The organism is Kitasatospora sp. NPDC101183 (assembly GCF_044767945.1).
Lineage (GTDB): Bacteria > Actinomycetota > Actinomycetes > Streptomycetales > Streptomycetaceae > Kitasatospora.
This window is the reverse complement of record NZ_JBIWOW010000017.1, coordinates 147103-161483: the sequence shown is the minus strand read 5'-3', so window position 1 is coordinate 161483 and position 14381 is coordinate 147103. Positions and strand designations below refer to the sequence as shown.

Annotated in this window: 13 protein-coding genes; all 13 read right to left on the bottom strand. The window is 73.5% G+C overall.

The features are described 5' to 3' along the window. Positions 1 to 62: 62 nt before the first annotated feature. A complete protein-coding gene (gene hpnH, locus ACIRRS_RS24535; protein WP_402974477.1) occupies positions 63 to 1091 on the bottom strand; it encodes an adenosyl-hopene transferase HpnH in 1029 nt (342 codons plus the stop codon). A 2-nt stretch (positions 1092 to 1093) separates the two neighbouring features. Beyond that, the gene (locus ACIRRS_RS24530) at positions 1094 to 1774 is read right to left on the bottom strand and encodes a 1-hydroxy-2-methyl-2-butenyl 4-diphosphate reductase (RefSeq protein WP_402974474.1); all 681 of its coding nucleotides are present in this window, start codon (positions 1772 to 1774) and stop codon (positions 1094 to 1096) included. Beyond that, on the bottom strand, positions 1771 to 3810 hold the full coding sequence (shc, locus tag ACIRRS_RS24525) for a squalene--hopene cyclase (RefSeq protein WP_402974471.1): 2040 nt from the start codon (positions 3808 to 3810) through the stop codon (positions 1771 to 1773). The genes ACIRRS_RS24530 and shc overlap by 4 nt, the downstream gene beginning before the upstream one ends. 7 nt (positions 3811 to 3817) lie before the next feature. Beyond that, complete coding sequence (locus ACIRRS_RS24520) at positions 3818 to 4906, bottom strand: polyprenyl synthetase family protein (protein ID WP_402974468.1); 1089 nt, start codon at positions 4904 to 4906, stop codon at positions 3818 to 3820. Between the two features lie 200 nt (positions 4907 to 5106). After that, the gene (gene hpnE / locus ACIRRS_RS24515) at positions 5107 to 6537 is read right to left on the bottom strand and encodes a hydroxysqualene dehydroxylase HpnE (RefSeq protein ID WP_402974465.1); all 1431 of its coding nucleotides are present in this window, start codon (positions 6535 to 6537) and stop codon (positions 5107 to 5109) included. 142 nt (positions 6538 to 6679) lie between these two features. Then, on the bottom strand, positions 6680 to 7537 hold the full coding sequence (gene hpnD, locus ACIRRS_RS24510; RefSeq protein ID WP_402974626.1) for a presqualene diphosphate synthase HpnD: 858 nt from the start codon (positions 7535 to 7537) through the stop codon (positions 6680 to 6682). Positions 7538 to 7578: 41 nt separating this feature from the next. Continuing rightward, positions 7579 to 8556, bottom strand: a complete 978-nt coding sequence (gene hpnC / locus ACIRRS_RS24505; protein WP_402974623.1) for a squalene synthase HpnC — start codon at positions 8554 to 8556, stop codon at positions 7579 to 7581. A gap of 257 nt (positions 8557 to 8813) precedes the next feature. Further along, positions 8814 to 9623 carry an ABC transporter ATP-binding protein gene (locus ACIRRS_RS24500; RefSeq protein ID WP_402974464.1) on the bottom strand — a complete coding sequence of 270 codons (810 nt, stop codon included), beginning with the start codon at positions 9621 to 9623 and terminating at the stop codon, positions 8814 to 8816. Beyond that, a complete protein-coding gene (locus ACIRRS_RS24495) occupies positions 9616 to 10557 on the bottom strand; it encodes an ABC transporter permease (protein WP_402974462.1) in 942 nt (313 codons plus the stop codon). Before ACIRRS_RS24495 ends, ACIRRS_RS24500 begins: the two co-directional genes overlap by 8 nt. A gap of 148 nt (positions 10558 to 10705) precedes the next feature. Next, the gene (locus ACIRRS_RS24490) at positions 10706 to 11605 is read right to left on the bottom strand and encodes a glycosyltransferase family 2 protein (RefSeq protein ID WP_402974459.1); all 900 of its coding nucleotides are present in this window, start codon (positions 11603 to 11605) and stop codon (positions 10706 to 10708) included. After that, a complete protein-coding gene (locus ACIRRS_RS24485) occupies positions 11602 to 12339 on the bottom strand; it encodes a CDP-alcohol phosphatidyltransferase family protein (protein WP_402974621.1) in 738 nt (245 codons plus the stop codon). The genes ACIRRS_RS24490 and ACIRRS_RS24485 overlap by 4 nt, the downstream gene beginning before the upstream one ends. A 91-nt stretch (positions 12340 to 12430) precedes the next feature. After that, positions 12431 to 13492 (bottom strand): iron-containing alcohol dehydrogenase family protein, encoded by a 1062-nt coding sequence (locus ACIRRS_RS24480; protein WP_402974456.1) that lies wholly within the window; start codon positions 13490 to 13492, stop codon positions 12431 to 12433. Then, positions 13480 to 14235 carry a sugar phosphate nucleotidyltransferase gene (locus tag ACIRRS_RS24475; RefSeq protein WP_402974454.1) on the bottom strand — a complete coding sequence of 252 codons (756 nt, stop codon included), beginning with the start codon at positions 14233 to 14235 and terminating at the stop codon, positions 13480 to 13482. Before ACIRRS_RS24475 ends, ACIRRS_RS24480 begins: the two co-directional genes overlap by 13 nt. Between the last annotated feature and the right edge of the window lie 146 nt (positions 14236 to 14381).

The window sequence follows — 14381 nt, the reverse complement described above, 5'->3', positions numbered from 1 at the left end:
CTCGGTGGTGCGGTGGTGCCGGGGCCCCGCCCCCCGGGGCGGGGGCGGGGCCCGACGGGGTGTCAGCGGCCTTTGCCCGCGTTCACCGTTTCGGTGATCGCGCGCAGCGACTCGCGCAGCGAGCCCATGGTGGCGAGGACGGCGGTGGGCTCGTACCCGCAGTGCGCCATGCAGTTGGCGCAGCGCGGGTCCTTGCCGCGGCCGTACTTGCTCCAGTCGGTGTCCTCCACCAGCTCGCGGTAGGTGGGCACGTAGCCGTCCGCCATCAGGTAGCAGGGGCGCTGCCAGCCGAACAGCGAGTAGTTGGGGATGCCCCAGGGGGTGCACTCGAAGTCCTTCTTGCCCTCGAGGAAGTCGAGGAACAGCGGGCTGTGGTTGAGCCGCCAGCGCCGCCGGTTGCCTCCGGCGAAGGCCTTGCGGAACAGGTCCCTGGTCTGCTCGACGCCGAGGAAGTGCTCCTGGTCGGGGGCCTTCTCGTAGGCGTAGGCCGGGGAGATCATCATCTCGTCGACCTTGAGCTCGTCGTTGAGGAAGTCCAGCACCTCCACGACGGTCTGCGGGGTGTCGGTGTTGAAGAAGGTGCTGTTGGTGGTGACCCGGAAGCCGCGCCGCTTGGCCTCCTTGATCGCGGCCACCGCCTCGTCGAAGACGCCCTCCTTGGCCACCGACTCGTCGTGCCGCTCGCGCAGCCCGTCGATGTGCACGGCGAAGGTGAAGTACGGGGACGGCTTGAACTTGTCGATCTTCTTGCGCAGCAGCATCGCGTTGGTGCAGAGGAAGACGTACTTGCGGCGCTCGACGAGCTGGCGCACGATCTCGTCGATCTGGGGGTGCATCAGCGGCTCGCCGCCGGCGATGGAGACCATCGGCGCCCCCGACTCCAGGACGGCGCCCACGGCCTGGGCCACGGGCATGCGCTGCTTGAGCACGCCCGCCGGGTGCTGGATCTTGCCGCACCCCTCGCAGGCGAGGTTGCAGGCGAACAGCGGCTCCAGCTCGACGATCAGCGGGAACTTGTCGCGCCGCTTGAGCAGCTTCTGCTGCATGAGGTAGGTGCCGACCCGCACGGTCTGGCGCAACGGCATGGCCATGGCTAGCTCGCCTCCTGGGTGAGCGTCGAGGATGTGGGGTGGTTCGGGTTCACGGGGCCGGGCCCGGGATCGGGCCGGTACCAGTCGACGAGCGCGGGGACGGTCGCCCGCAGGGTCCGCCAGGCGCGCACCCCGGCCGGGAGGGTGCCGGGCCGCAGCAGTTCGTGCTCGGGGGTGTCCACCACCACCCGCAGCACGGCCGTCGGCAGCGCCGGGCGCACCTCGCGCAGCGCGGCCAGGACACCGGCTGCCTCCATGTCCACGGCCGTCGCGCCCTGGACGTGCAGCGCCCGGCGCTCCAGGCCGCGCACCACGTGGTCGGCGGTGTGGTGCACCCCGGTGTGGGCGCTGAGCCCGCACTCCTTGAGCGAGCGGGTCAGCTCCGGGCCGGAGTCGACGGGGTACAGGTGGCCCTCCGCGTCGCGCACGCCGTCCGCGACGACCACGTCCCCCGGCAGGACGCCCGGGCCGACGGCCGCGCCGAAACCGGCCACGACCACGGCCCCGTACCCGGTGGGCGCCGAGCCCAGCAGGCGGCGCACCGTCAGCGCGGCCCGGCGCCGGCCGACGCCGGTGCGCACCAGCACCGGCGGCCCGCCGGCCGCGCCCCGCCAGTCCCCGCCGCGCAGGGCCCAGGCCTCGGGGCCCAGCGCGCAGAGCACCAGCAGGGGCGCGGTCGTCACCGTGACGCCCCGATCGCCGGGGCCTCGGCCGCGCTCAGGTAGCGGCCGAGCGCCGTGACCGGGAAGACCAGCCGGTACAGGTGGTAGTTGATGGAGAAGTCCCAGGGGAACCCGGTGCCGGTGAACTGCGGTTCGTCCCAGGTGCCTTCGGGCAGCTGGGTGCGCACCAGCCAGGCCACGCCGCGCTCCACGGCCGGGTTGGCCCGCCCGCCGGGGCCCTCGCCGGCGGCGAGCAGCGCCATCAGCGCCCAGGCGGTCTGCGAGGCGGTGGAGTCCCCGCGCCCGGCCCAGCGCGCCGGGTCCTCGTAGGAGCGCATGTCCTCGCCCCAGCCGCCGTCCGCGTTCTGTCTGTCCTCCAGCCAGCGCACGGCCCGGCGCACGGCCGGGTGCTCGTCCGGGACCCCGGCCGCGGCGAGGGCGGGCAGGACCGAGCCCGTCCCGTAGATGTAGTTGGTGCCCCAGCGGCCGAACCAGGAGCCGTCCGCCTCCTGGTTGCGCAGCAGCCACTCGATGCCGCGCCGGGTGCGGCGGTCGGCGGCCAGGCCCGTCTCGGCGAGCATCTCCACCACGTGGGCGGTGACGTCGGCGGAGGGCGGGTCGACGACCTCGCCGAAGTCGCAGAACGGCAGCCGGTTGGGCAGCTTGCTGGTGTTGTCGACGTCGAAGGCGCCCCAGGCGCCGTTCTTGGACTGCATCCCGAGGTTCCACAGCACCGCGCGGTCCACGGCCGCGTCCAGCCGGGCCGGGTCGGGGTGGCCGACGCGGCGCAGGGCGAGCACCACCTCGGCGGTGTCGTCGATGTCGGGGTAGGTGTCGTTCTCGAACTCGAAGGCCCATCCGCCCGCGGGCAGCCCGGGCCGCTGGACGGACCAGTCGCCGCGGGAGGTGATCTCCTCGTCCAGCATCCAGTCGGCCGCCGCGACCAGCGCCGGGTGGTCGGCCGGCAGGCCCGCGTCGACCAGGGCGATGGTGGCCAGGCAGGTGTCCCAGACCGGGGACTGGCAGGCCTCCATCCAGCGCATGCCGTCCTCGGTGTGCACGGTGAAGCGGTCGAAGGAGGAGAGCCCGGCCTTCATCACCGGGTGGTCCAGCTCGTAGCCCTCCAGGTGCAGGGCGATCAGCGAGTAGACGGCCGGCGGCTGGATGCCGCCCCAGCAGCCGTCCGCCTCCTGCCGCTCGACGATCCAGCGGCGGGCCTGGGCCACGGCCAGGCGGCGCAGCGGGCCGAAGGCCCGGTGGTGGTAGGCGTGCAGCACCTTGTCCAGGCGCTCGAAGAGGCCGTCCCAGCTGGCGGCGGGGGCGAGCGGCCGGGTCGGGTAGGGGTCGGCCGGGTCGGTGTGCAGCTCGGCCAGGGAGAAGGGGGCGGGGCGCACGGGCCGGTGGGAGGAGACGATCGTCAGCGGGACGATGGTCTGGCGGGCCCAGCAGCCGAAGGCGTAGATGTTCAGCGGCAGCCACTTGGGCAGGAAGATGATCTCGGGCGGGATCTCGGGCAGCCGCTCCCAGGGCCACCAGCCGAACAGCGCCAGCCAGATCCGGGTGAACACCCGGGCGGCCGCGATGCCGCCGGCGGCGCGGACGTGGCGGGCGGCGGCCAGCATGTGCGGGGCGTTCGGGTCGTCCCCGGCGAGTTTCAGGGCGACGTACGCCTCGACGGTGGTGGACAGTTCGGCCGGGCCGCCGTGGAAGGTGGCCCAGGTGCCGTCCTCCCGCTGCCGGGAGCGGATCCACTCGGCGGTGGCGGCGGTCTGCTCCTCGGTGCGGATGCCGAGGAACTGCCTGAGCAGTAAGTCCTCGGCGTCCATCGTGACGTTGGTCTCGAGGTCGCCCTTCCACCAGCCCTCGGGGGACTGCAGGGCGAGCAGGTGGGTGGTGGCTCGGGTCAGTGCCTCGCGTGCGTCGGCCGGCCGCGCCTGCGGGCCGGGGTCTTCGGGCTGCCACCGCCCCGCGCCCAGCAGGGCCGCAGGGCGGTCGCCCACCGCGACCGGCTCGGAATCGTACTCAGGGTCGAGCCGGCCGTCCGCGGTTGCTGTCAACGTAACGTCACCTCTCTCGTACCACCACGAATTCGGCGAGTGCGACGAAGTGCTCGCGCACCTCGTCGGTCATGGGCACCTCGTCCAGGGCGGCGAGGGCAGTCGTGTGCTGGCGGCGGGCCTCCTCCTGGGTCCAGGACCGGCCTCCGGCCTCCTCGATCAGGGCGGCCCGGGCGGCGAGCTGCGGCTCGCTCTCCTCGCCGCGGCCCTCCGGGTCGGCCAGTTCCTCGGCGAGGCGGCGCGAGGCCGCACCGCCCTCGGCCAACGCGGCGGCCACCGGCAGGGACTTCTTGCGCTGGCGCAGGTCGCCCCAGTGCGGCTTGCCGGTGACCTCGGTGGCGCCCCAGATCCCGAGCAGGTCGTCCACCGCCTGGAAGGCCAGGCCCAGGTGGTGGCCGTAGCGCTGGAGCGCGTCGGAGACCTCGTCGTCGGCCCCGGCCAGGACGGCGCCGATCGCCGAGGCGGCGGCCAGCAGGGCCGCCGTCTTGCCGCCCTCCATCTCCAGGCACTCGGCGACGGTGACGCTGTCGCGCTGTTCGAAGGAGACGTCCCTGGCCTGGCCGTCGATCAGACGGCGGGTGGCCGTGGTGAGCAGCCGTACGGCGCGCGCGGCGTCGGCGGGGCTGGCGCCGCCGGTCTCCCCGGCGTCGAGCAGCACCTCCGTGCCGAGCGTCGCCAGGGCGTCGCCGACCAGGATCGCCTGGGCCGGGCCGAAGACCGTCCAGGCGGTGGCCCGGTGCCGGCGGGTCTCGTCACCGTCCATCAGATCATCATGGAGCAGGGAAAAGTTGTGCACCAGTTCAATGGCGACGCCCCCGGGGACCCCCGCCTCGGCCTTCGCCCCGGCGGCCCGGGCGGACAGCAGCGCCAGCGCCGGGCGCACGGCCTTGCCGCCGTCGCCCTCCACCGGCGTGCCGTCCCGGTCGATCCAGCCGAAGTGGTACGCCGCGACGGTGTCCATCGGTGCGGCCAAACGGGCGACCGAGCCGCGCAGCAGCGGGCCGCACAGCGTACGGCTGCGGGCGAGCAGCTCCGGCACGGAGACCGGTTCGGCGTGCGCCGTGCCTGAGGCGGCGAAACCGGTACGAGACTCCACGTGCGTTCCCTCTCCCTCGTCCTGCCGAGCCGCCCCGGGCGGCCGGATGCCGGCGTCGTCGGCGCGGCTGGTGTCGGTGCGGATCGTGATCGTGTCGGGCCGGACGGCGCCGGTGGCGCCGGTGCGGCCGGTCCGGCCCGGGTGGCCGCCGGTACGGGGCCCTCGGGCTCTGGCGGGGTCCCCGGCCGGGGGGCCCGCCGTCACCGGGGCCACCGCCCGTCGCCGCCGTCCACGGGCACCCGCTCCCCGGCGGCGAGCGCCGCGTCGGCAGCGGCGTGGCCGCTGCGCACCGCGCCCTCCATCGTCGCTGGCCAGCGCGTGGCCGTCCACGCGCCGGCGAGCAGCAGGCCGGGCACGGCGGTGCGGGCGCCGGGGCGCAGGGCCGCGGTGCCGGGGGCCGGGTCGAAGGTGGCCGTGCGCTCGCGGGTGACGAAGAAGTCCAGCACCTCGGCCCCGGCGGCGGCCGGCAGCAGCCGGGCGATCTCCGGCAGGTAGCGCCGGCGCAGTTCGGCCACCGGCAGGTCGATCTCGTCCTGGACGGCCGACTGGGACAGCGCCAGGTACTGGGCGCCGGGGTGGGCCCGGCCGAGCTCCGTGTCCGCCAGGCCCGAGTGCGCGGTGCGGTCGAAGACCCACTGCACGGGCGAGCCGAGGGCGGCGAAGAACGGCTGCCTCAGCAGCGTGCGGTCGTAGACCGCGTGCACGTTGAGGATCGGCGCGGTGCCGAAGTCGGCCAGCCGCTCCTGGCGGGGGACGGCGCCCGGCGGCAGCAGGTCGGCCGCCGTGTCCTGGGCCCCGGCGAGGACGACGGTGTCGGCCGTGAGCAGCTCGCCGTCCTCCAGGCGCAGGGCGTGCTGGGGGGCGCCGGGCTTGAGCTCCGCCACGCGGGCGCGCAGCAGCACCTTCACCCCGGCGCGCTCCAGCTCATCCAGCGCCCGGTCGTGGTGGATCTCGCCGAGCGGGACGGCGGCCACGCCGATGTCGGAGGCGCCCGGGTCGGAGAGCAGGCCGGTCTTGAACACCATCGCGGCCAGCGCCAGGGACACCTGGTCGGCGCGGGCGTTCAGGGTGGCCACGCCGACGAGGTCCCACAGGGCGGCGAGGGTGGCGGCGTTCTGCCCGTGGCGGCGCAGCCAGTCGCCGAAGGAGACCTCGTCCAGCGCGGGGTCGTCCAGGTCCAGGCCCTTGAGGGCGAGCGCCCCGCGCACCACCCGCGCCCGGTCGGCGGGCGACAGGTGCGGGTAGCGGGCGAGACTGCCGGCCAGGTGCAGCGGGACGGGCAGGGCGGCCCGGCGCAGCCGGCCGAGGGTGCGCACGGGCGCGCCCTCGGGGCCGGAGACCGACAGGACGGGGACGTCGAGCCGTTCCTGCAGACGGGTGAGCCGGGCGGCGCCGAGGCGCTCCAGCAGCCCGCGGTAGGCGGTGCAGCAGCGCAGGTAGACGTGCTGGCCGTTGTCGACGGTCAGCTCACCGCGCTTGAAGGAGAAGGCGAGGCCGCCGAGCCGGGGCCGGCCCTCGACGAGGGTGACCCTGCGGCCGGCCTCGGCCAGGCGCAGCGCCGCGGTGATCCCCGCGAGGCCGCCGCCGACGACCACGACGGCCGGGCGCGCTGCCTCGGCTCGCCCGGTCATCGGTCCTCCCCCTCGAAGTCGGTGGACCGCCCGCGGGCGGTCGCCCTGGCCGGCACGCGCGTGGGCGCGGCCGTCGTGGTGAACAACGGCCCGCGCCGATGTGATTCCCCGCTGACACAGCGTGACAGAAGTGCGCCGAGAATCAAGAACGCCCCCCGGCGAGCCCGGAAAGCGCCACGTACGCCTTCTCCCAGCCCGGCAGGGAGACCCGGCCGCGCAGCACCGACTCGGGGTCGGCGGCGATCCGGCCGAGCAGCCGGTGGTAGATCCCGGCCATCGCGGCGGTGCAGGCGCGGCTGCGGCGGTCGAGCATCGGCAGCAGCCGCAGGCCCTCCTCGAAGGCGGCCTGGGCGCGGGCGGCCTCGAAGGCGACCAGGCCCGTGAAGTCCGCGCCGACCGGCGGCTTGGACAGGGAGAAGCCCTGCTCGCAGCCGAACCGGACGAGGTCCTCGGTGGGCAGGTAGGTGCGCCCGTTGAGGGCGTCCTCGCGCAGGTCGCGCAGGATGTTGGTGAGCTGGAGGGCCAGGCCCAGGGTGTCGGCGTACCCGGCCCCGCGCTCGGGGTCGTCGCAGCCGTACACGCCGAGCGAGAGGCGGCCGATGGCGCCCGCCACGCAGCGGCAGTAGACCTTCAGCTCCTCGTACGTCTGGTACTCGGCGCCCTTGAGGTCCATCTCGACGCCGTCGATCAGCTCGTCGAATCCGCCGAGCGGGACGGGGAAGCGCCGGGCCGTGTCGGCCAGGGCGACCTTGATCGGGTCGGTGTCGTCCTCGGCGACCGTCCCGGCGCGGACGTCGTCCACCAGTTCCCGGGTGCGCAGGAGCGCCTCGGCCTTGCGGTCGTCCGGAAGGTCCCCGTCGCCGATGTCGTCCACCCGGCGGGCCAGCGCGTACAGGGCCGACATGGCCAGTCGCTTGGGTTCGGGCAGCAGCCGGATGCCGTAGCTGAAGTTGCGCGCCTGCAGGCCGGTCACCGCCTCGCAGTACCGGTATGCCGCCATGACCTGGGCCGACGCCAGTGGTGATGCCGCCACTCGGGCGTTCACCTTCCCTTCGCGAAGATGGCCGCCGCCTTCGCTGCGAGGCGGCGCTTGTCCGGCTTCGCCTGCCGGGCGAGCACGTCGTACCCGGCGCCCTCGACGGCCGCCAGGGCCGCGTAGCCGCCTGCGGTGAATCCCGCGAGGAGCAGTCGAAGCCTCCCCCGAACCGTACCTACCAATGGTGCGCCCCGGTCGAGCAGGGTGCGGGCCCGTTCGGTCTCGAAGGCGATCAGTTCCCGCACCGCCCCGTTCGCGGAGGGGGCGGCGAGGTCCTCCTCGGAGACGCCGAAGCGCTCCAGGTCCTCCTGCGGCAGGTAGATCCGGCCGTGGGCGAGGTCCTCCGCCACGTCCTGGAGGTGTTCGGCGATCTGGAGGGCGCTGCAGATCGCGTCGGACAGGGCGGTGCGCTCGGGGGTGGTGACCCCGGCGAGGGCCAGGACGAGGCGGCCCACCGGGTCGGCGGAGAGGGTGCAGTAGCCGATCAGGTCCTCGTAGGTGGCGTAGCGGGTGGTGGTCTGGTCCACCCGGTTGGCCTCGATCAGACGGCGGAACGGCTCGGGGGTGAGCCCGTGGCGGTCGACGACGGGGACGAGGGGGGCCATCAGGGGGTGGCGGGGCGGTTCGGCCTCCCCGGGGTGCAGGGCGGCCTCGAACACCCGGTCGAGGTCGCGCTCCAGGGCGTCGAGCAGGGAGAGCCTGAACGCGGTCTCCTCGGCACTCGGCGGGCCGGACTGGGCCGACGGGGTGACGGGCGGCTCGGACGCCCCGAGCAGGGCGGCGGTGGCGCCAGGGTCGGCGAGGTCGCCGTCGCCCGAGTCGTCGACCAGCCGGGCGAAGCCGTAGACCGCCATCAGGTCGTCGCGCCAGGCCGCGGGCAGGAAGAACGGGGCGACCGGGAAGTTCTCGGCCCCCGCCTTCTCCAGGGTCCGGCCCGTCGACGGGCTCCTCGGGGTCTCACTGGGCTGGGCCGAAGCCGACACTGCTGTCACTCCCCCGTTCTACACCGCTCGGTACGAGCGGTCCGAATCACACACGCGTCCGAGCGCGGACGTCACGTCCGACACACCAGCCTCGCACCGCGCCCTGCGGGCAGGAAGGGCGCCCCGCCCGGCGCACAGTGGCGCTCACCCCCGCGGCGGCGGGCCACCCGGGGGACGCCGGAGGGGGCGTCGGAAGGAACGACGAGGGGCCGGCCCGGAGCGTTCCGGGCCGGCCCCTCGTCACGGGCTGTGAGGGCTTACGGGCGCTCGCCGCGCTCGTAGCGGCCGACGACCTCGTCGGTCGGGCCGTCCATGATCAGCTCGCCGTGCTCGATCCAGATCGTGCGCTCGCAGACCTCGCGGATCGAGTTGTTGTCGTGGCTGACCAGGAAGACCGTACCGGCGGACTGCCGCAGCTCCTCGATGCGCCGCTTGCTGCGCTGCTGGAAGGCCTGGTCGCCGGTGGCGAGGGCCTCGTCGATCAGCAGCACGTCGTGGGTCTTGGCGGCGGCGATGGAGAACCGCAGGCGGGCACCCATGCCGGAGGAGTAGGTGCGCATCGGCAGGGAGATGAAGTCGCCCTTGTCGTTGATGCCCGAGAACTCGACGATCTGCTCGTAGCGGCCCCGGACCTCGGCCGGGGACATGCCCATGGCCAGGCAGCCGAGGATCACGTTGCGCTCGCCGGTCAGCTCGTTCATCAGCGCCGCGTTGACGCCCAGCAGCGAGGGCTGGCCGTTGGTGTAGATGCCGCCCTTCTCGGTGGGCAGCAGGCCGGCGATGGCGGCCAGCATGGTCGACTTGCCGGAGCCGTTGGAGCCGATCAGTCCGATCGCCTCGCCCTTGTAGGCGGTGAAGCTGACGCCGCGCACGGCGTGCACCTCGCGCACGCCGGAGGAGCGCTTGCGGCTGATGATGCGGCTGAGCGCCGAGGTGGCGCTGCCCTTGCCGGAGCCGGCCCCGTGCACCCGGTAGACGATGTGCACGTCGTCGACGACGACGGTGGGCTCGCGGGCGATCTCCGGGGCCTTGTTGGCGTCGCGCTTGCTCAGGTCGGTGTCAGCCACGGCCGTACTCCTCCTCAGCCTTCCAGAAGAAGACGTATCCGACGATGAACATCCCGACGCCCCACGCGAGGCCGTAGGCCCACTGGTGCGGCGGGAGGGCCTGGTGCGCCACCTGGTGCTTGTCGTAGATCACCGGGGCGAAGGCGTAGCGCAGGAGGTCCATGTAGACCGAGGCCGGGTTGAGGGCCATGATCGTCTGGAGGTAGTGCGGCCAGGAGTGGATCTTGTCCTGGATGCTGAACATCACGCCGGACAGGAACATCCAGGCGCGCATCACGAACGGGATCAGCTGGGAGATGTCGCTGGTCCGGGCGCCGATGCGGGCGAAGACCAGGGAGACGCCGGTGTTGAACAGCGTCTGCAGGATCAGCGCCGGGATGATCAGCAGCCAGGTCTTGCCCGGGGTGATGCCGGCGCCCAGGACGGTGACGACGAGCACCACCATCGAGATGAGCAGCTGCTGGAGCTGGATGACGGTGAAGGCGATCGGCAGGCTGGCGCGCGGGAAGTGCAGCGCCCGGATCAGGCCGAGGTTGTCGGAGATCGCGCGGGTGCCGGACTGCACCGCGTTCTGGGTGAACTGGAAGACGAAGACGCCGATGCAGAGCCAGGCGATGTAGGTGTGGCCGGGGAAGCCCTGCTTGCTCGCCAGGATCACGCCGAACACCAGGTAGAACACGCCGCAGTTGAGCAGCGGCGTCACGACCTGCCAGAGCTGGCCGAGCTTGGCGTCGGTGTACTGGGCCACCAGGCGGGCGGTGGCGAAGGCCCAGATGAAGTGGCGCCGGGCCCAGAGCTGCTTGGTGTAGGCGAACAGGCCGGGCCGGGCGCCGCTCACCGACAGGCCGTACTTGTCCGCAAGCTGCTTGGGGGTCAGGCCCGCGTCCGCCCCCCGGGGGGCTGAGAGGCTGACGGGTTCACTCACTGTCGACACATTCGTCCTTCACGCGGGATCGGTCGGGGCGGCCGGTCGGCGGGGGTCCGCCGGCCTTGCGCCGATGGAGATCCACTGGGATCACGGGAGAGAACGGCCGACGGGGGGCCGCCGGCCGGGGCGAGCGGTCCTCCGCTCACGAACCCGATCAGATGATCGGAGGGCGTCCCAGCCTGGTCAGTCGCCAAACGGTACGCCATCGCATGGGCCTGCGCGGACCCGAAGGTTCGCGCCAGCCCGCCCGGAATCCGCCCCACCAGGCCTTGAGCGCCTCCGCGGAGGGGCGTCGGGCCAGGGTCAGCAGGAACCAGGTTCCCAGATAGAGAGGCACCAACAGGGCCGGAAGGTTCCGCCTGGCGAGCCAGACCCTGTTGCGGGCCACGTTGTGGAAGTACGTGGCGTGCCGCGCGGGGGAGGTCGTCGGGTGGTGCAGGACGACGTCCGCCCGGTAGTCGATGGCCCAGCCCGCGTCCAGCGCGCGCCAGGCGAGGTCGGTCTCCTCGTGGGCGTAGAAGAACTCGCCGGGCAGCTGGCCGGCGTTCTCGAACACCGCGCAGCGCACGGCGCTCGCGCCGCCCAGGAAGGTCGTCACCCGGGAGGAGCGCGCCGGGTCGCTGGCGCGCAGCCGGGGGACGTGGCGGCGCTGGGTGGCGCCGGTGTCCGGGTCGGCGATCCGGAAGGAGACGATGCCCAGCTCCGGGTCGCCGGTGAACGCCTCGCGCAGCAGGCGGGCCGAGTCGGTGCGCGGCAGGCGGCCGTCGTCGTCCAGGAAGAGGACGGCGTCCACGTCGCGGCCGTCGGGGCCGAACAGCTCGATGCCGACGTTGCGCCCGCCGGGGATGCCGAGGTTCTCGGGCAGCTCGACGGTGCGCACGCCCTCGGGCAGCGGCGGCAGCGGGGCGCCGTTGGCGACGACGGCCAGCTCGACGGCCGGGCCCTCCTGGGCGCGGACGGACTCGATCAGGGCGTTGAGCTCGGCGGGCCGGTTGCCCATGGTGATGATCACGGCGCCGAGGCGGAAGGCGTCCGCCGTCGCGGGGGCGCTCATCGCAGCCTGCTGGACAGGACGATGCTCAGCAGGTGCAGGACGGTCTGGAGCATGGCGATCGCCGCCAGGACCACGACCGCGAGGCGGGTGAACAGCAGCCCGCCGTGGACGGCGTCGGCGACTCCGGCCGCCAGGATCAGCAGGGACGCCTCGACGGCGCCGACCAGCCGGTGGAACTTGAGGAAGGCGGCCGCCTTCCGGGCCCTGGCCACCGAGGCCGAGCGGGGCACGGAGGCGCTGTCCTCGACGGCCGTCATGCCGCTGCGGGCGCGGGCCACGTCCACCAGGTCCGTCTCGGACTTGATGAGGATCGCGCCGAGCGCGGCCAGGGTGCCGAGGAAGGCCCACTCCCAGTGGGAGCCGGCGCCCTCGCGGTGGAACAGGTCGGTGGCGCGCAGGCCGAGGCCGGTGAGCAGGGCCGCCTCGGACATGTAGTGGCCGACGCGGTCGAGGTAGACGCCGGTGAGTGAGGTCTGGCGGCGCCAGCGGGCCACCTCGCCGTCCACGCAGTCCAGCAGCAGGTAGACCTGGATCAGCACGGCGCCCAGGACGGCCCCGCCGATGCCCGGCACGACCAGGGCCGCACCCGCCAGGACGCCGGTGAGCATCATCAGGTAGGTGAGGCCGTTGGGCGTGATCGCCGTCATGGTGGAGAGCACGCGGGTGATCCGCAGCGAGATCCTCCGCATGTAGAGGCGCCCGGCCCAGTGCTCGGCGCTGCGGCGCTGGAGCATGCCCTCCGGGTGGATCACCGCGCGCAGCTCCTCGATCGAGGGCCGGCGGGTCAGGTCGACCGGGGGCGGTGCGGCGCCCGCGGTGGAGGGGTCAGCTGTTGACGGCTTGGACATAGTCGGCGTACGCGTCCCTGATCGCGGAGGGGCTGAGGTCGAGGTGTTCCAGGATGGTGAAGCGCCCCGGCCGGGTGTTCGGAGCGTAGTGCACCGCTTCGGTGAACTCCGCATCGGTGAAGCCGATTTGAGCTGCGGTCACCGGCAGGCCGTGGCGCGCCAGGCGTTCCACGATCAGGCCGGACAGCTCGCGCTCGCCCCGCAGGAAGCTGGCGAACGCCGCGCCGAGGCCGACCTGTTCGCCGTGCTGGGCGGAGCGCTTGGGGTGCAGCACGTCCAGGGCATGCGAGATCTCGTGGCAGGCCCCCGACGAGGGCCGGGTGCTGCCCGCGATGTTCATCGCGATGCCGGACAGTACCAGGGCTTCGGCCAGGGCCGTCAGGAGGTCCTGGTCCTGTGTGCTCCCCGGGTGGCGCAGGAGGTTCTCGCCGGCCGAGCGGGCCATCGCCACGGCCAGTCCGTCCACCGGCTCGCCGGTGACGGCGTGTGACAACTCCCAGTCCGCGCAGGCCGAGATGTTGGAGACGACGTCCCCTATGCCGGCCGCGACGAAGCGCTGCGGCGCCTGGCGGATCACGTCGAGGTCGACGACGATGCCGATCGGGCTGGGCACCCCGTAGGAGCCGCGGCCCGCGTCGTTGTCGAGGGTCGACACCGGCGAGCAGATGCCGTCGTGGGCCAGGTTGGTGGCGACGGCGACCAGCGGCAGGCCGACGCGGGCGGCGGCGTACTTGGCGGCGTCGATGATCTTGCCGCCGCCCAGGCCCACCATCGCGTCGTAGTGGCCGCCGCGCATCGCCTCGGCCAGGCTCACGGCGCTGTCGAGGCTGCCGTCGTCGACGTTGTACCAGTCCGCCCCGGGCAGGGCCGGCTCCAGGCGGCGGCGCATGGCCGCGCCGGAGCCGTTGCTGATCGCCACCGCGATCCGGCCCGAGGCCGACAGCCGCTGGTCGGCCAGGATGCCGCCGAGCGCGTCCAGGGCGCCCGGGCGGATCTCGACGAACAGCGGCGACGGGACGAGTCGGGTCAGTACCGGCACGCGATCTCCCGCGCCTTCGCCAGGTCGTCGTGGTTGTCGACCTCGACCCAGGAGACCTCGCCGATGGGCTGCACGTCGATGCGCAGGCCCCGGTTGACCATCTCCTGGTAGCCGTCCTCGTAGTACAGCTGCGGGTCGCGCTCGTAGGTGGCGCGCAGCGCGTCGGTGAGGTCGGCGGCGGCGGAGGGGTTGATCACGGTGACGCCGATGTACTCGCCGGTGGCCTCGGACGGGTCCATCAGCTTGGTGATGCGGCGCATGCCCTCGGCCGGGTCGACGACGACCTTCATCTCCTCGTCGGCGAGCTTCTTCACCGTGTCGAGGGCGAGCAGGATGCCGGGGGCGCGGCCGGCCTCCTCCAGGGCGCGGTTGCCCTCCAGCATGGTGCGCTGGACGGAGGCGGGGTGGACGGTGTCGCCGTTGGCGAGGAGCAGGCCCTCGGCGAAGAGCTCGCGGGCGCACCAGAGGGAGTAGGCGTTGTTCCACTCCTCGGCCTTGTCGTTCTCGACCAGGTGGAGCCGGACGCCGTACTTCTCCTCCAGGGCGTCCTTGCGGTCGTACACGGCCTCCTTGCGGTAGCCGACGACGATGGCGGCCTCGCGCAGGCCGACCTCGGCGAAGTTGCGCAGCGTGAGGTCCAGGACGGTCCGCTCGCCGTCGACCGGCACCAGAGCCTTGGGCAGGGTGTCGGTGTACGGGCGCAGCCGGCGGCCGGCGCCGGCTGCGAGAACGAGGCCGATCATGCGGGGTCTCCTGATCCGTCGTGCTGTGCACAGGGGGTGTGCCGGAGGGGCACGGGTGCCGCGGGACCGACCGGGCGGCGGCGCGCCGGAACGGGCGCGGATGCGGACGCCGTGTCACCAGTGATGGTAGGCGAACCGGGCGACCA

Bases quoted from the DNA above. Each gene is read 5' to 3' on its own strand.
- hpnH (WP_402974477.1), bottom strand. From the start codon at position 1,091: ATGGCCATGCCGTTGCGCCAGACCGTGCGGGTCGGCACCTACCTCATG.
- hpnE (WP_402974465.1), bottom strand. From the start codon at position 6,537: ATGACCGGGCGAGCCGAGGCAGCGCGCCCGGCCGTCGTGGTCGTCGGC.
- hpnD (WP_402974626.1), bottom strand. From the start codon at position 7,537: ATGGCGGCATACCGGTACTGCGAGGCGGTGACCGGCCTGCAGGCGCGC.
- ACIRRS_RS24490 (WP_402974459.1), bottom strand. From the start codon at position 11,605: ATGAGCGCCCCCGCGACGGCGGACGCCTTCCGCCTCGGCGCCGTGATC.
- ACIRRS_RS24485 (WP_402974621.1), bottom strand. From the start codon at position 12,339: ATGCTCCAGCGCCGCAGCGCCGAGCACTGGGCCGGGCGCCTCTACATG.
- ACIRRS_RS24475 (WP_402974454.1), bottom strand. From the start codon at position 14,235: ATGATCGGCCTCGTTCTCGCAGCCGGCGCCGGCCGCCGGCTGCGCCCG.